The following is a 16,494-nucleotide window of genomic DNA, read 5'->3' on the forward strand; positions in this document are numbered from 1 at the left end:
ACAAAATTCTTTCACTGTTTCGAAATCATAATCTCCTGTGAATTTAACCGGCTGTTGATCTTGCATGTAGACAATAGCAAAATCAGTTGTTGCTTTATGTATTTTGACGATATTAGCACTTGTTGGAATGGGGCTTGAAGGAAGAAGTTGTTCTCCAGTTAACGCATTGATCATAGATGATTTACCCGCTGAAAAATGTCCGGCAAAACCGATAGTAAACTCCCGATTCATTAATTTTCTAGCAAATAATTCGGTCTTATTTAATCGCTCCACATCGTCCGTTCGTTTAAATAATGTGTAAGCTTGAGCTGTTTCTTGTAATAATAGATTTATTTTGGCATCAAATGATTGCATACTTTACTTGAACTCCTTTGTTAAAAAGTATGTCTATCATATCATGTTTGAAACAGCCGTATCATACTGGGTTATAACTTGTTAAAAATCCAACTTATTAAATAGCACTTGATTCAATCAATTGACAAAGATTATATGGTATGAACCATAAACACCAAAAGCTTGGTGTGATGTTAATGTTTCTTAAATTTCACCAATTCTTTTTCCATCTTTTATACTTTTCTTTTTCATATTTTCTGTTTTATTGTTCAACTAATCTTCCCCGTTAGTTAAAAGATGCAAAAAATGGTGCTGCCTCTGCAACTCACTAAGATCATCAGCTCTTGCACCTTTTAGTGCAATAAGAGATTACGTAAAAACCCCTCTTGTACGTTCACAAGAGAGGTTAACTTTCAGACGAAATTCCAGGACTCATTTATTTATTTGAAAATTTGATTTTTTAAATGGTGTTCCATATGTTCCAGATAGTCTTTAATAAGCCACTCAAGAGTCATAAGTTGAACATTACCTATATCACATAGATACGTTAGTTTTTTGGTGGGGATTTTAACGATAACTTTTATTATCTTTTTATTTAAGTTACACCATAGATTTATTATTTCTTCAATTGATATATTTTGATAATCCTGTATATCTACCCACTGATCTTGATTATATGGGGTAAGGAAAAATGGCTGTAATTCATATTGAATTTTGATAAATCTTTCAAGGTTATTAATAGCTGAGTCACATAAATGGCCCAAAACCTCTTTTTTTGACCACTTAAGAGGCATAGGTCGTTGAGACACATCTAATCCGGACATCCGACTGAACTCTTCAGGGACCTTTATTATCCAATTATTTAAATTATCAATAACGCTTTGCATATTTTTCCCCTCTTACTGTATTAAGTTAATCTCAATTAGCACAAGCGGTTATCATAAATAGCCCATACCCTCCTCTATATCTCTAATTTATTTTCTCACTTAAGAATCGCACTCTAGGTAAGAGTAGATTCCTTTTTCATAAATACGCTATTTGGGTCCTCAATGTAATCGGAAAACGGGTTACAATATTTGAATCCGAAACTAGAATATAGTCGTCTTGCTGGTTCGAAAGAATCCATGGATCCAGTTTCCAAACTTAACCGCTCATAGTCTCGTCGCTTTGCTTCTTCAATTATGTGTTGAAGTAGTCGCTTTGCAACACCTTTCCGGAGATGTAATGAAGATGTTCTCATTGATTTTATCTCTCCATGATGCTCGTCAATTTCTTTAAGAGCTCCGAATCCCACTAATTCATTTTCTTCCCATGCACTCCAAAATGTAATGTCTGGACTTTGCAATTGTTCAAGATTTAAGGCATGTATACTTTCTCGTGGTGAATTCAGTATCATACTATGAAGATGCTCCCTTAACAATTCAGCAACTTCATATCCTGTTAAATCATCTATTTTAATATCCATAATTAATCCCTCCTTTATTTCCCACGTAGACAGCTATGATATTCATTAAACATCCGTTAGTTTAATGTTTACTTTATGGTCATTCGTTTAATGGCTGTATCTTTATTTTTTGATACTGGTATGTGTGACAGTGCTTTTGAAAGTCCTATTTTAGGCATATTATTATAGATTGCTTCTGATGCACCCTTTTCAATTTTGTAGGTTTCGTGATAGACACCTACACTTCCATTATTAGTAATTTTTTTATTATAAGCTTTCCACGCAAGTGAATGAGTATTTCCATGAGCATAGGTTATTAATTCATCAAATCCCTTCCAATATTGAATAAGAGTTATTGTTCGCCAACTAAACAAAACTTCGGTATGTATAAATCCCCATTGAGGATTTTGATATAACTCTTTAATCATAGGTCCCATTGCTTTGGCAACTGGTAGCCACTTGGAAATTGCAAATATTTGATTAATGCGCATACCGATAATAAAAACCACAAAATCTTCGTCTCTAGAGTCAACGGTATACCTGCCATTATAAATTTTATTTCCCAAGTCTAAATTCCCCCAGTAAATTGTATTTAGCCAATTCAATTTTGATAGCTAACCCTTTTTCTTCTAACCTTCCTCTTTAGCTGACGGAGGTGATTTGCTCACAGACAACTCCTGTTTAATCTACAGTTCAATTTGTTTAATTATTTTCGCAGGATTTCCACCTACGACCACATTGTCCGGGACATCTTTTACTACGACTGAGCCAGAAGCAATAACTACATTATTACCTATGTTAACTCCTGGGTTGATAACGGCTCTCCCACCAATCCAGACATTGTGTCCAATATTAACTGGTATTCCGTATTCTACACCCGATATTCTTTCATTTGGATTAAGTGGATGGGTTGCTGTATATATGTGTACCCCCGGTGCAATAAAGCAGTTATCACCTATTCGAATGTCACAAACATCCAATATTACACAATCAAAATTAGCATAGAAATTTTCACCAACATGTATGTTATAACCATAATCACAGCGAAAAGTTGGTTCTATGTATAGATTTTTTTCAGTTGAACCTAACAATTCTTGTAATAGTTCAGTTCTATTATTCTCATCTGTTTCGATTGTTTGATTATATAATCTAGTTAGTCTTCGTGCGTTTAATCTTTCTTTCAGTAATTCTGGGTCAGCTGGATTATAAAGATCACCATTCAACATTTTCTCTTTTTCAGTTGTCATTTTTTTAATCTCCTTAACAAATATTAATGTGCAGTGAATATCAAGATAATCATTTCCAAGAATATCTTGTTCATGTAAATCGTAATATTAGTTTACATAATTATATTATAGGAAGAAACCATACATCTTCATCACCATATACATCTCCGGTTGGAAGAAAGCCAAAACTTTTATAAAATTTACGAGCATTTTCATTATCTCTATATACGGTAAGACGAATTTCTTTACAAATGGTAAATCTATTTGCTATCCAATGAACCATCTCAGTTAATGCAGCCCTACCATATCCTTTACCCTGATAATTCTCATCAATTATAAATCCGTTTATCCAATACATATTCGTTGTATTTTCCTCGTATGCATGCATAATAAAACCGACCATTTTCTTGTTGTCATAGATGGCAAAGGGTAAATAAACAATGTTGTCCCCGTCTGGCTTAATATAAACTTTGGCAAGTGATACCGCTACTTGGGGAACAAAGTTACTTTGTTGTTTCTGAACTTTTAGAGCTAAAGCTTCTTCCCAGTTTTCTCTCGTAACACTTTTCAATTGTACTTTCATACATTTTACCTCTTATCATAATCTGACATATATAATCTTAATTAATTCTCCATTGACACTGGAATACCTTCTTCAAGCTTGTACCTTTGATTGAATAGGAAAATACGCTCAGTAACAACTTTTCCCATTAACGCTGTAGGTGTCCTGGAAATATAAAAATCCGTAACGGATTGGATAACCGTTACGGGTATTCTTTTCGTATATTATTCTTTCAGCGTTACCACTGGAACTCGTACATTCATCAAAACATTATAGGCAAACAAAATCGTACTGATTACTACAAGTGTTGTACCGAGTGAAATAAAAACAGTTGCTTGCTCTGATCCGCTAATAAGTAAAGTAAGCAGTCCCCCCATCATCAATGGAAGTCCTATATTTGCTCCCCAGAAATGTACCTTCGCAAGTGTATGATTTCCCGCTTTTGGAAATAAATAATATATGATTCCTGCAAGTGCGAATGAAGCCCAGCCCAGTAAACTAATGTGTACATGTACGCCTTTCAAAACATAATCATGCTCCATTGACATATACATCCCCAACAGAACTCCAATGGTAAAATAAATAACTGACACTTTAATAAATTTAATTCCCACTTTTTTTCTCCTTCCTATATAAAGAATAATACTTACCTTATTATTCTATTTTCGAAAAGGAGATAGTATTCTCTAGACAACTCGTATTATCCATCTTTAACAAATTATTTAATAATAACCACTGGGGAAAATAATGCAAGATAGACGAAATGTTCAGATTAAACACAATAATTATTTACTGCATTGAAAGGGTTGCTCAAAATCATAGTTAAATGGTATGTTTTAAAACGGATTCTAATTTAGGGAGGCTTATTATGAATACGTTTATGAAGAAAAAACGCTTTGCATTAATTACAGGAATTATGTCAATTTTCCTTTTAACTGCTTGTAACAATGATGATAGCAGTAATACTTCAAATGAATCAGAAAAAGCAGCGACAGCTTGGGATAAAATTAAAGAAGAAGGTTCAATTACAGTAGCTACATCAGGAACACTTTTCCCTACTTCTTACCGGGATGAAAATTCTGATGAGTTAACAGGCTTTGAAGTAGAAGTCGTTCGTGAAGTTGCAAAACGCCTTGAACTTGACATCGAATTTAAAGAGCTTGGTTTTGATGAGATGCTTACAAGTGTCAAAACGGGACAAGTCGATATGGCTGCAAATGACATTGAAATGAACGAAGACCGTCTAGAGAACTTTATTTTCTCTACTCCGATTAAACATTCATTTGGTACAGCAGTTGTTCGCAAAGACGATTTATCAGGTATTAAAACGTTAGAAGACCTCAAAGGTAAAAAAGCTGCTGGAGCTTCTACATCCGTTTATATGGAATTGGCACGTCAATATGGGGCTGAAGAAGTAACATATGACAATGCACCAAACGAAGTGTATTTACGTGATGTAGGGATTGGTCGAACAGACGTAATATTAAATGATTATTACCTTCAAACTCTTGCAGTAGCTGCATTTCCTGACTTGAATATTACGATTCATCCAGATATTAAATACAGTCCATCTAAAATTGGTTTTGCAATAAACAAAGAAAACACAGAGCTTGAAGAAAACGTCAATCTAGTGATTGATGAAATGCTAGAAGACGGAACAATTGCTGAAATTTCAGCTAAGTTCTTTAATGGAGCAGACGTTACTCAAGTAGTTGACATTAAGTAATAGCAATTGGGGGAAATGCTAATGAATGAAATAGAATGGGGTCTTTTATTTGATCCTCAACTCGCCATTGATTCTTTCCCCTATGTTCTAAGTGGGATAGGATATACACTGTTAATTGCGCTTGTGAGTATGGTGGTTGGATTAATCATCGGTTTTTTCCTTGCCCTTGCACGCACATCATCACATTTCATCTTACAATGGCCCGCTAGAATGTATATTTCATTTATGAGGGGCGTACCAATTCTTGTAATCTTATTTGTCTTGTATTTTGGTTTTCCAGTAGTGGGTATTGAATTTACAGCGGTGCAAGCAGCTTTAATTGGCTTTAGCTTAAATAGTGCTGCGTATATGGCTGAAATTCTTCGCTCTTCCCTGTCTTCCGTTGATATTGGCCAATGGGAATCTTCAAAAGCACTAGGCCTGTCTTACTGGCAATCGATGAAGCGAATTATTCTTCCACAATCAGTAAGAATTTCGATACCGCCGTTATCGAACGTCCTAATGGATTTAATAAAAGCATCATCCCTTGCAGCCATGATTACGGTACCAGAGATTTTTCAAAAAGCACGTATCATAGGTGCTAGAGAATATGATTTGTTGACGCTTTTAATTTTGGTGGCACTCATATACTGGGCCATTTGTTCAGCAATGACCGTGATGCAAAATTACTTAGAAAAACGCTATGCTAAATATCTTTAGAAGAGTTACATGCGAATAGCTTAAAAAAACCATCTTTTCTAGCGAACATTCCGCTCGGAAAGATGGTTTTTTTATTAGCAACTTTATTACAGCACTTTACTCAAAAATGCTTGTGTACGCTCATGTTGTGGAGAATTAAATATTTGTTCAGGTGTCCCTTCTTCTACAAGAAGTCCTTGATCCATGAATAATACTCGGTCTCCCATTTCTTTAGCAAAGCCCATTTCATGTGTTACGACCACCATCGTCATGCCTTCATACGCAAGTTGTTTCATCACGTCCAACACTTCATTGACCATTTCCGGATCAAGTGCAGAAGTTGGTTCATCGAACAGCATAATTTTCGGTTGCATCGCTAGTGCTCTAGCAATGKCCACACGTTGCATTTGCCCGCCTGAAAGCTGTTCGGGATAAGAATTCGCTTTGTCACCAAGTCCAACTTTTTTAAGTAATTGATGGGCAAGTGTTTGAGCTTCTTTAGGATTCATGTTTTTAATCTTAATTGGTGCGATCGTAATGTTTTCCAATACACGCATATGCGGAAATAGGTTGAATTGTTGGAAAACCATGCCTACTTCTTTTCGAATGGCATTGATGTCCGTTTTGGCATCATTCACCTTTACACCATCAATGAACACATCTCCAGACGTTACATCCTCTAGCATATTAATGCATCGTAAAAAAGTGCTTTTTCCTGAGCCACTTGGACCAATTACACAAATAATTTCTTTTTCTTTCACTTCATAATCGATGCCTTTTAGTACTTCTAATTCTCCAAACGATTTATGTAATCCCTGGATTTTAATCATCTGTCCACCGTCCTAACCATTACCGCCGAATTGAAAACATACCTTTTTTCTGTTTAGGAACAAAACTGTTACTAAAGCGGTTTTCAACATACGTAATAATTTTCCCAAAGAAGAATGTAAGAAATAAGTATAATATCGCCACTGTGATATATGGTTCCCAAAAGCGAGAATATGCACCTGCGACGACTTTTCCTGCATACAATAAATCATTTGCTGCGATAACTGTCACTAAAGAAGAGTCTTTTAATAATGCAATTAACTCATTACCAAGTGGCGGAATCATTCGACGTAATGCTTGTGGCAATATAATATGTCTCATAGCCATATTATTTGGCATCCCGAGTGATCTCGCTGCTTCCATTTGACCTTTTTCAATCGACTGAATGCCCGCACGGATAATTTCTGCATTATAGGCAGCACTATTTAAAATAAGCGCCACACATCCTGAAACAAAATACCCTAATGAATGACCAAAAATTGCTGGTATGATTGCTAAATGGATTAAAAGAATTTGTACGAGCAATGGCGTTCCACGGAAGAAATCAACATAGTATTTACTCGGATAATATAACCATTTTTTCTTCGAAAGCTTACCCATTCCTAAAAATAATCCTAATACAATACCGCCTAAATAACCGACAATTGTAAGAGCGAGTGTAATCCAAATCCCACGAATAAATAACTCTTTATAGTTCCAGATAATATCCCATCTAATGTCCGGGAAATCCATGTCAATCACCTCCGCTACCCTGTTAAATGTAAAGTTACTCTACATCAAAACCAGTGATTTCTTTTAACTTTCCATTTGCCTTTAATTTCTCAATTCCTTCGTTTAAAAGAGTGAGTAATTCTTCATTTCCTTTTTTAACCATCAAGCCATAATACTCTTTTTCAAAAGCTTCATCTTCAACTGTTTTCAATGCAACTTTTGGATTATTCTTCTTATATTCATTAATGACTGCATTGTCCCCAATTGCAGCATCCGCATTGCCATTTAACATTTCACTAATTGCAAGTGGCATTGATTCCATAGCAACAATTTTTGAACTTGTATTCCCAAGTAATCCTTGTACTACTTTATGGCCCGTTGTATTCATCTGAACTGATACTTTTTTATCCTTCAAATCTTTGAATTTACCAACTGAAGATTCTTCTGGAACTAAAATTAATTGATTAGCTACGTAGTAAGGATCCGAAAAATCGTATGTTTCTTTTCGTTCATCTGTAATCGTAATTGAAGAAACTGCAAAGTCTACTTCTTCATTTGATACTGCGGTGAATAATGGTTCAAATCCATAATTTTTGAATTCTACTTCTATGTCTAATTCCTTTGCAAGCGCTTTAATAATATCAATATCCGTACCAACGATGTTGCCTTTGTCATCCATATATTCCATTGGTGCATATGTAGCATCTGTTCCAACAATGTATTTCTTATCCCCACCATTTTCTCCTGTTGTATCTGTTCCACAGCCAACCAGAGCCAAACTTATACTAGATAAAATGACGCCTAAAGAAAACAAGCGTTTAACACGTTTCAATAAAATACCCCCTATTAATCTAGTTTTTAATCAATTCTAATTGTTTTAATTATCTGAATACTTATGATAATTAATTTTATTATATATGAATACTACTTACCATACAATAGAAAAATATAGACGATTTAAGTAGCAAGATAGAGAAAACATAGAAATTATAGATACGAAAACTTTAAATTTTGCCCAAAAATGCAACTAAAAATAAGGCCATTTACTATACAAGTAATAGTAAATGGCCTTATATAAAATTTATCTTTCTGCATTATTTCTCGAAAACTTGATGAATTACATCACTTGTTTTGCTGTTATTTAGATTTTTGTAAATACAGCTTGTTGGTTTTTTACGTAAAATTTCAGAGAAAGCGATTGCCAACTCAGTTTCCCCTGCCACATGGATTTCTTCCCAACCTCGTTCTTTCTTCAAGCGTTCCACGGTAATACCCATACTTTTAAAGAACCTGTTTAAATTTTCTTTCAAACGCGACTCTAGAAAATCAACTTTACTACTTCCAATTACATGGGAACCAGTAGGATCCATCTGTTTCGATTGTCCCCATTCTTCAAGGTTTGGATCAAATACGTAAGTAATTTCTYCCTTTACTACTCCCATTGCCGTATCCAAAATACGTACTTCACCAAAGCTTGGTAAAATAATACCGGCTTCTGGATAGGCTTTGTACATATATTCTAGTTGTTCAAGAACTGGATGGTCTTCCCAGTGGAAGCTTGATTTAACTGGTACTTGTACATAGTGAACCGACCACAATTCCGGGTTTTCTGAAGCAAATAGAACGACTCCTTTTCGCAACTCATCCGGATTTTTATCTAGTTCATCTAATACTTTTTCCTTCAGTGCTTTTAATGATTTCAATTCAGTTTCTTTGTCTGACAGAAATTTATTTAGCTCTTTAAATCCATTTTTCAGATGGATTTTCCAGCCTCCGTTTAAATTGTCTGGGTCTCCCGGATTCGTATTTAAATACATACTTAACACACCACGTTCACCACTATGAAAGTCTTTCAATGCTTGAAGTTCTTTGTTTGTTAACATGAGTTCCTTTACCTCCTAATAGTCTATACTTTATAAGCATGCCCTTGGATAACCAAGTTTAAAACGAATCGATTATTTGAACTTTCTGCTCGAATACCCATCCATTAGATATTTAACAAACGTATCATCTCTCACTAACCACGTAGCATAGTTTCTTTTCAAATATTTCTCCCCGTCATCAAAACTTTCAAATTTTGAATCGAGTATTTTTTTATTTTTTTCAATAACCCATTCGCTTTCCCCTGAGGGATAGAGAAAGAAGATTTCTTCCGTTTGATTTTTATAAAGACATCCGAATAAAGAATGTTTTAGATTATATCGGTTTCGCCTTGCGTCTTCCCTCAGGGGATCTAAGTTAAATGTCTCTAAAACAAACTGAGCGTATGCTTCTTTAGTTAGTGAACTACCCGATGCTTTTGCATGCCCTCCACCACCGAATGTACCGGCTACTTCCGAAACATCCACATGATMGTGTATCGTTCGAAATCCTAAACGTTTTCCTCCAATATTTAAAATAGCAATATAGTCTAAATGTGGGTATTCTTTGCCGAGTTCATTGCCAAGTTCAGAATGATAAGATTCGGCATACACAATACCTGCTAGATAATTCCCAACTTGTGTTTGGATAAGTTCTCTGCGTTTGCGTCGAATATAACGTTCGATTTTATTCTCTTCCATATCGAGTATTTTGTTTTCGAATTCGTCAAAACGAAAATGTTCATCAGTCATTAGTCGATTCAACATTTTATCTTCAAATTCTTCAATTGTAATTAAATAAAAAAGTGCATTAAGACGCTGCGCATGTGCATTTTCATTTTTCTCCCATTCCCACGTATCATATTGTCTAACTAGCTCAACAAATTCAGCAATTGCCTCAGATGGTTTTAATAGTCGATTACTTACAAGATGTTCATAAAACAAGGAAGTCGCAGAAGTTAATTTCCCTTCTTCGTCCTCAACCACTACATGTCCCCATTCATATTCGTTAAAATGCAGCGCAGTTTTATGATGATCTAGCAACTGAACTCGTCCATCTGACTGGTAAAAGTCATTAAGTTTTCTTTCATTTTCGTCGTTTACGGACAAATCAGTAATAAATAAAAAGGTATTCTTATCATCATTTTCCAAGAACCACTCTACTTCACGATTTAGACTTGCAATGGAATTGTATCTAACCTTCACCTGTTTACCAAAAGCGAGTTTCGCTAATATACCGCATCCGACTCCGTCCAAATCATTATGAGATAACAATTTATACATATCTTTCACCTCTCACTGTAGTATGGATTTAAAAGGTGGAAATTATTGATTCAGTTTGTTTTTCAAGAGAAAAGAAAATTAGAAATAGAAAAAATGTAATAGATTTAACGGTGGTTAGTGTTGAAACTTTAGGGAAGAATAACTTTTGTGTTTCTATTTTTTTGAATGAAGGATGTGAAAAAATGGCTAAAATCGCAGTTGAAAAACCCTATGAAGACGTGAAAAACGCCTTAGAAGAAAAAGGACATACAGTAACKATGTTCAATACAGATGAAAATGTTTCTGGTTATGATTTAGGAGTAGTAAGGGCAATTAACGAGGGACATAATGATGAATTCACATTTCCAGTCGTGGCAATGTCAGGGATGTCCACTGACAATGTTGTAGAAGCTGTGGAAAACCGATTAAGTCAGTTTTAATCTAAGGGCATAAATGTATACATTAAAAACTTAGTCGTGGCTCTAGAATAAAAACTTAAAGCAAAAAAAGCCGAGCGGGGTAAGACTACCGCTCGACTCTTTTTCTACAGTCAATTGCAAAAATGATTTTGTTCGTCGCTACCTTAACCTAAATGCACATTAGAATATTTTAACTTTAGAACTTATCGTATATCACAAGGAGCTGATACTATGGATGCGAAACGCGCGCAAGAAATCTCTGCATCACAAGTCATGGCCAGTGTCTCCTTTAACGGGGAACCCGTTTATATTGAACATGTGGATCAAAGCAACGGACAGGTGACGATACATCCCCTTGCCAATCCATCAAGTAAAAAAAGTGTTGCTGTAACTGAATTAGCTGAACAATAATGGAGTTTTGGCATTTACACTAATCAGACTTTTCACCTCTCAATTTTGACTTCGGAGAGAAAATACAAAGTATAGAAACTTGATGTATTTTCTTTAGCCTCTTTCTTTATGGAAAGAGGTTTTTTATATTAAGAAAGGTTTATGATACCTAATGATCTAAACACAATATTCCTTTACACTCTAACAGGACTAGGTTTTCTGTACCCACTACCAGGATGACCCTCTGGCAATAGGCTGCTTCCATGGTCAAACAACTTTTCTCTTAATGTACCTTTTTGGTAGTCTGTTTTATATAGACCTCTTTTTTGTAAAATTGGAACGACCAGATCAATAAAATCTTCCAGGCTTGCTGGTGTAACAAGATGATTTAGATTAAATCCATCCACACCTGATGCTTCGAATTGATATTGTATGACATCTGCCACTTCACTTGGATTGCCAACAATAATTGTATTGCGGTCCAATTTTTCAAGGAGGCCAATCGCTTCTCCGATAGACAATTTTTTAGCAGAATCCTTGGTTAACGATGCTGCTTTATAGTGACCGTGTTCTGTAGGTTTAAATTCAAATGGATTGCTCAGATCTTTTTCATTATATTCGGCTAAGTCGTATCCACTTAGAAAACTTTTCTGGTGGAGTATATTATAAAAAAATCTTCCTAAAGCCTTCACAATCCGTTCATCTCAATCCATGTAATGAGCCTTCCTCAAATCGTAACTTCCTCTTTTCCCGGGAAATCGCGCAAAGTGACAATCCTGAACAAACGCGTGCGACAAAAAATCGAGGAATATCGCGAAAATTTGCTTTATTTTTGGTCTAAGTAAAATTTCTCTTCATACTGGCCATCCCATTTAATTGTTACCTTTATTCTTTCATTTTCCTCCTATATGCTCCTCCTCGTTTAGTATGGATTCTCCTCCACCGTTATTAATAATAATTTCTATTTCCTTTAGCTTAGTATTTCTATCGCCATTTTTAAAATGCAAAGTATAAGTACCATTCTCGGTACTTTCGTTAATAGTTGTTGAGTATGTACCTTCCCAGTTTTTACTTTCTCCCGAGAAAGCGAGATATTTACCAGAGCAACCTCCTACTGTCGAAACAATCAACAATAAAATGATACAAAGTTTTCATTTTAAAACCTCCCCTAGGATAGTAATCCTATATATTATTTGTATCACCATCCTTCGTTGGTAATACACCACGATGCCATGGTGGCAGCTGCTAAGGGATACAAGGCAATTCTTGTACTTCCGGATAATGCCACACAAGAACGATTAATCTCTTGAAAGCATTCGGAGCTGAAGTGGTGTTGACTCCAAACGAGGTTAAAATGCCTGGAGCTATTCAAAAAGCGCTAGAATTGAAAATTCAAATTCCAAATAGTTTTATCCCGCAACAATTTGAAAACACCGCGAATCCGGATATCCACCGGACCACAACGGCTATAGAGATTTTGGAACAAATGAATGGTGAATTGGACGCCTTCGTGGCAACAGCTGGCACTGGTGGTACTATTACAGGAACTGGAGAAACGTTGAAAGAACATATTCCATGTTTGTTTATAACTGTTGTAGAACCAAAAGGATCACCTGTATTATCCGGTGGAAAACCAGGCAAACATAAGCTAGTTGGCACAAGTCCTGGCTTTATACCCGATATTTTGAATACAAAAGTATACGATGAAATTATGCAAATCAGTGATGAGGACGCGATTGAGGTATTTAAGAAATTGGCCCGTGAAGAAGGGGTTTTTGTTGGTCCTTCAGCAGGTGCTGCGGTTTATGCGGCCATTGAAATCGCCCAACGTTTAGGAAAAGGAAAAAAAGTGTTATGTATCGCACCTGACACAGGGGAACGGTATTTGAGTATGAATTTGTTTGATTAATATTCTCGCTGTGTAAGAAGAGAGGTTGAATACTCTCTTCTTTTTAATTATTAAAATGTTTGTTACTACTAGGACAACATTGGAAACCTTTCAAGCTTCAATAACTATCGTTTCCCAGCCATCATATTCTCCCTCAAACTTTTCTGCAATTTCCAGTAACAAATCTGTAAGATCATCGATTGCTTCGTAATCGACTGAGTCGATCCTGGAAATGCACATAACATAATTGCCTTCTTCATCCGGTTCAATTAATCCTTCTTCTATCGTGAAACCTTCTTTTTTTACTGCTTTGGCGAAGCTCTTCATCATTTTTTCATCCTGAAACAAAACAATATGCTCTACTTTCCGCGGTACTTCCAACTTATCACCGGATTCTTCTAAGGCTTCCAATACACTATGATTCCCCATATGTTGAAACTGGTAAGGATTAGGATAAAGACACTCGAAATAGAATTCCCAATTTGTTTCTTCTTCAATTTTAAAAACTTCCACTTCATATCCCAACGATTGATAGTAGCCGTTCGCTTCCAAAACTAGAACATCATCGTCCCCCAGAGTAGAATAAAAAATAATATCTCTAATTCCGTCAGTGGTTATTCTTCCCACATTGATATAATTTTTGAGCTCTGCAGACTCTTTAAAATCATGTTCGATTTCGTTCAATTCTTCCGATTCTGACCCGACATGGAACCCAACTTCATTTGGCGCCTTTAATGCAAATCTAACTGCAAACGCATGCTTGTATAGTTCCGTGTCAATTTCTTGTGATACCTCCATATCCAATACGATGGCAGCAGGCTTTTCATCAATAAAACCAAAATAGGTATCCCAGTATTCCGACATATTAAATCCTCCTTTTCCCCTAACCATGTTAATGGGAAATAAATTTCAAATGTTCTTGTTTGATAAGTTCAATAAACTTTTTCTGTTCCACATCATCTATGAGCAACATATTAAGATTATTGGACTTTGAAATAAATCTCTTTACTTTACTGTTATTCCAAATGATATAGTTATAGCGGTAATCTTCGTTTAAAGTGACAAACCAATCTTCTTCTTTCAGTTTCTCTACATTTTTCTCAAATTTGGATTCCGGGATAAAAAAGAACAAAAACAAATCTGCGATCATTCCAAAGATAAACTCCAATAACTCTCACACCTCTTCTCATGAAATAAAAGTCATGGGGTCAATAACCGATACCTTTTTAACATGATCTGTTTAATTTTCATTGTGGTTTCACTGTAGATTTTTGGGTAGAAGAAAATTTGATTATCCCCACCAATAAAAATAGCATACTAATTGCCCATAAAGCCCCTGCAAATCCTAAACTTAGAGATATTTCTTCAGATGCCATGGGATGGTTAATATCAAAACTAATTGCTTTTAATGCATGGCTGATTGCCCAAGTAAAGAGTACAAGAAAACCAATAACAAATGCATTAGCCGATCTAAATGGTTGTCGTTTTTTTGAGAGCATTAATACCAAAACAACTATAAATGCGATACCTATTATAACTGAAAATCCACCAATTAACATTCCCATTGTTTCCTGTTCCATCGGCATATCTCTTCAATCCTCCTATAAAGAATTCATTTTATTCATATTAACATAAAATGACAATACCTCTATAAAAATATAGGGAGTTCAATTCATATACGAATTGAACTCCCTTGTATTTAACTTAATACATTTTGTACTCAATTACCGAAATCGTCATCCTTCTTGCGGGACCACACCACCACGGGTATTAACAATAATGAAAGAAAGCCCCCAGCAAGAGAAAGTACAGTGTAACTTGTTTGTGCTACTACTATCCCTGAAAGACCTCCACCTGATACACCAGCCAAAGCTACCAAGACATCTACACTTCCCTGAGTCTTAGCGCGGTTGGATGGCTGTGTAGAATCCACGATGAGTGCTGTGCCACTAATCAAACCAAAATTCCAGCCAAGTCCAAGAAGAACTAGTGCAATAATAAGTACGAGCAAGGAATCACCAGGTGCAAATGCAGCTACAAGACCTGCGGCCATTAACGTTGCTCCAGCAGCGATTGTCATAAAAATACGACCCAACTTGTCAACGAGTACACCTGTCACAAGAGATGGCAGGTACATAGCTGCAACATGGAAACCAATGACCATTCCTACATCACTTAAACCATGACCGTGGTGTCTCATATGTACAGGAGTCATTGTCATAATGGCTACCATGACTATTTGGGTAATAACCATTACTGTTGCGCCTAAAATGATTCCTCTTTTGTTATTAATCTGTGTTTTGTCATTCTCATTTAACAGATTACTATCATTTAGTTTCTGATTCTCTGCAATGGCATTTGCTACGGCAAGAGGATCAGGACGAAGTAATACTAAAAGAACTAAACCAGCAATAATAAAGGCTGCCGCCGCTAAAATGAATGGACCAGCAAGCGCAGGAACACCGATTGACTTGGCGAACTGCCCCATTACTCCAACTAAGTTCGGACCTGCAAAAGCACCGAATGTAGTTGAAACCAAGGCAATACTAATTGCTGTACCACGCTGCTTAGAATTGGCTAAGTCAGTCCCTGCATAGCGTGCTTGTAAGTTGGTTGCGGTACCAAAACCATAGATTAGGAATGATGCAAACAGAATGAAAATATTGTTAGTTAATGCAGCAACCACTACCCCGATTGCTCCAATACCTCCAGTCAAAAATCCTGTAGCAAGTCCTGAACGCCGTCCAAAACGTTGCGACAGCCGACCTATAATTAAGGCTGCCGCTGCAGAACCAAGTGTAAACAAGGCTACCGGAACCCCTGCAAAACTATCAGTTCCTAGCATATCCTGAGCAAGGAGTGCTCCAACTGTTATCCCAGCTGCAAGTCCTGCTCCCCCGAAAATTTGTGAAAGGACAACGATCCACAAGGTACGTCGGTAGAGCTTTTGTTGCTTCTCAGGTGAATCAAGATAACTCTGCATCCAATCTGGATGACTTTTAATATTGCCTGAATCATCAGGTTTCTGCGACATCATTCAAACCTCTTTTCGAAGAAATAAACTTTATACATGTTATGATTTCTATAATCATTATATCCTCTTTAATCTTCAAAAGATGATAGGTTTTAAATTTAGTAAAAAACCAAGACTAGTACACCTAAAAGAC

Annotated in this window: 20 protein-coding genes and 2 pseudogenes; 5 read left to right on the forward strand and 17 right to left on the reverse strand. The window is 36.0% G+C overall.

Going from position 1 to position 16,494, the window contains the following annotated elements; all coding sequences use genetic code 11:
- From AC1DOS_RS10810 to AC1DOS_RS10840, 7 genes are all read right to left on the reverse strand, one after another.
- Positions 1 to 354, reverse strand: a 354-nt coding sequence (locus AC1DOS_RS10810; protein WP_477537503.1) for a dynamin family protein, incomplete at its 3' end; no start/stop codon positions are given.
- 419 nt (positions 355 to 773) lie between these two features.
- Entirely contained in the window at positions 774 to 1,220 is a 447-nt protein-coding gene (locus AC1DOS_RS10815) for a DinB family protein (protein ID WP_477537504.1), read from the reverse strand.
- A 113-nt stretch (positions 1,221 to 1,333) separates the two neighbouring features.
- Positions 1,334 to 1,798 (reverse strand): GNAT family N-acetyltransferase, encoded by a 465-nt coding sequence (locus AC1DOS_RS10820; RefSeq protein WP_477537505.1) that lies wholly within the window; start codon positions 1,796 to 1,798, stop codon positions 1,334 to 1,336.
- A 68-nt stretch (positions 1,799 to 1,866) separates the two neighbouring features.
- Positions 1,867 to 2,343 (reverse strand): DUF4188 domain-containing protein, encoded by a 477-nt coding sequence (locus tag AC1DOS_RS10825; RefSeq protein WP_477537506.1) that lies wholly within the window; start codon positions 2,341 to 2,343, stop codon positions 1,867 to 1,869.
- Between the two features lie 120 nt (positions 2,344 to 2,463).
- The gene (locus tag AC1DOS_RS10830; RefSeq protein WP_477537507.1) at positions 2,464 to 3,024 is read right to left on the reverse strand and encodes a maltose acetyltransferase domain-containing protein; all 561 of its coding nucleotides are present in this window, start codon (positions 3,022 to 3,024) and stop codon (positions 2,464 to 2,466) included.
- A gap of 100 nt (positions 3,025 to 3,124) precedes the next feature.
- Complete coding sequence (locus tag AC1DOS_RS10835) at positions 3,125 to 3,586, reverse strand: GNAT family N-acetyltransferase (RefSeq protein ID WP_477537508.1); 462 nt, start codon at positions 3,584 to 3,586, stop codon at positions 3,125 to 3,127.
- 203 nt (positions 3,587 to 3,789) lie between these two features.
- A complete protein-coding gene (locus tag AC1DOS_RS10840; protein WP_477537509.1) occupies positions 3,790 to 4,179 on the reverse strand; it encodes a cytochrome-c oxidase in 390 nt (129 codons plus the stop codon).
- 254 nt (positions 4,180 to 4,433) lie between these two features.
- Between AC1DOS_RS10840 and AC1DOS_RS10845 the strand changes: the two genes are divergently transcribed.
- Positions 4,434 to 5,291 carry a transporter substrate-binding domain-containing protein gene (locus AC1DOS_RS10845; RefSeq protein ID WP_477537510.1) on the forward strand — a complete coding sequence of 286 codons (858 nt, stop codon included), beginning with the start codon at positions 4,434 to 4,436 and terminating at the stop codon, positions 5,289 to 5,291.
- A gap of 21 nt (positions 5,292 to 5,312) precedes the next feature.
- Positions 5,313 to 5,990: an amino acid ABC transporter permease gene (locus tag AC1DOS_RS10850; protein WP_477537511.1), complete on the forward strand. Its 678-nt coding sequence runs from the start codon at positions 5,313 to 5,315 to the stop codon at positions 5,988 to 5,990.
- Positions 5,991 to 6,076: 86 nt separating this feature from the next.
- On the opposite strand, the gene AC1DOS_RS10855 is transcribed toward AC1DOS_RS10850, so the two are convergent.
- From AC1DOS_RS10855 to AC1DOS_RS10875, 5 genes are all read right to left on the reverse strand, one after another.
- Positions 6,077 to 6,799 (reverse strand): amino acid ABC transporter ATP-binding protein, encoded by a 723-nt coding sequence (locus tag AC1DOS_RS10855; RefSeq protein WP_477537512.1) that lies wholly within the window; start codon positions 6,797 to 6,799, stop codon positions 6,077 to 6,079.
- A 19-nt stretch (positions 6,800 to 6,818) separates the two neighbouring features.
- Positions 6,819 to 7,529, reverse strand: coding sequence for an amino acid ABC transporter permease (locus tag AC1DOS_RS10860; protein WP_477537513.1), 711 nt, complete (start codon positions 7,527 to 7,529; stop codon positions 6,819 to 6,821).
- 34 nt (positions 7,530 to 7,563) lie between these two features.
- Positions 7,564 to 8,340 carry a basic amino acid ABC transporter substrate-binding protein gene (locus tag AC1DOS_RS10865; RefSeq protein WP_477537514.1) on the reverse strand — a complete coding sequence of 259 codons (777 nt, stop codon included), beginning with the start codon at positions 8,338 to 8,340 and terminating at the stop codon, positions 7,564 to 7,566.
- A gap of 262 nt (positions 8,341 to 8,602) precedes the next feature.
- Positions 8,603 to 9,391 carry a VLRF1 family aeRF1-type release factor gene (locus AC1DOS_RS10870; protein WP_477537515.1) on the reverse strand — a complete coding sequence of 263 codons (789 nt, stop codon included), beginning with the start codon at positions 9,389 to 9,391 and terminating at the stop codon, positions 8,603 to 8,605.
- 72 nt (positions 9,392 to 9,463) lie between these two features.
- Positions 9,464 to 10,651 carry a DHH family phosphoesterase gene (locus tag AC1DOS_RS10875; protein ID WP_477537516.1) on the reverse strand — a complete coding sequence of 396 codons (1,188 nt, stop codon included), beginning with the start codon at positions 10,649 to 10,651 and terminating at the stop codon, positions 9,464 to 9,466.
- A 182-nt stretch (positions 10,652 to 10,833) separates the two neighbouring features.
- Here AC1DOS_RS10875 and AC1DOS_RS10880 point away from each other — a divergent pair, with 182 nt between their 5' ends.
- Positions 10,834 to 11,070 (forward strand): YkuS family protein, encoded by a 237-nt coding sequence (locus tag AC1DOS_RS10880; RefSeq protein WP_108585838.1) that lies wholly within the window; start codon positions 10,834 to 10,836, stop codon positions 11,068 to 11,070.
- A 210-nt stretch (positions 11,071 to 11,280) separates the two neighbouring features.
- Entirely contained in the window at positions 11,281 to 11,460 is a 180-nt protein-coding gene (locus tag AC1DOS_RS10885; protein WP_477537517.1) for an H-type small acid-soluble spore protein, read from the forward strand.
- A 173-nt stretch (positions 11,461 to 11,633) separates the two neighbouring features.
- Here AC1DOS_RS10885 and AC1DOS_RS10890 read toward each other — a convergent pair.
- A pseudogene (locus AC1DOS_RS10890) lies at positions 11,634 to 12,092 on the reverse strand (N5,N10-methylene tetrahydromethanopterin reductase); the annotation flags it as partial.
- A gap of 576 nt (positions 12,093 to 12,668) precedes the next feature.
- Here AC1DOS_RS10890 and AC1DOS_RS10895 point away from each other — a divergent pair.
- Positions 12,669 to 13,348: pseudogene (locus tag AC1DOS_RS10895) on the forward strand (pyridoxal-phosphate dependent enzyme); the annotation flags it as partial.
- 90 nt (positions 13,349 to 13,438) lie between these two features.
- On the opposite strand, the gene AC1DOS_RS10900 reads toward AC1DOS_RS10895, so the two are convergent.
- The 4 genes from AC1DOS_RS10900 to AC1DOS_RS10915 all read right to left on the reverse strand — a co-directional run bounded on the left by AC1DOS_RS10900 (position 13,439) and on the right by AC1DOS_RS10915 (position 16,361).
- Positions 13,439 to 14,191, reverse strand: coding sequence for a DUF695 domain-containing protein (locus AC1DOS_RS10900; protein WP_477537518.1), 753 nt, complete (start codon positions 14,189 to 14,191; stop codon positions 13,439 to 13,441).
- Positions 14,192 to 14,219: 28 nt separating this feature from the next.
- Positions 14,220 to 14,495 carry a hypothetical protein gene (locus AC1DOS_RS10905; RefSeq protein ID WP_477537519.1) on the reverse strand — a complete coding sequence of 92 codons (276 nt, stop codon included), beginning with the start codon at positions 14,493 to 14,495 and terminating at the stop codon, positions 14,220 to 14,222.
- Between the two features lie 79 nt (positions 14,496 to 14,574).
- The gene (locus AC1DOS_RS10910) at positions 14,575 to 14,913 is read right to left on the reverse strand and encodes a hypothetical protein (protein ID WP_477537520.1); all 339 of its coding nucleotides are present in this window, start codon (positions 14,911 to 14,913) and stop codon (positions 14,575 to 14,577) included.
- A 134-nt stretch (positions 14,914 to 15,047) separates the two neighbouring features.
- Positions 15,048 to 16,361 carry an MFS transporter gene (locus AC1DOS_RS10915; RefSeq protein WP_477537521.1) on the reverse strand — a complete coding sequence of 438 codons (1,314 nt, stop codon included), beginning with the start codon at positions 16,359 to 16,361 and terminating at the stop codon, positions 15,048 to 15,050.
- Between the last annotated feature and the right edge of the window lie 133 nt (positions 16,362 to 16,494).

This window comes from Paenisporosarcina sp. P5_A11 (assembly GCF_056400705.1).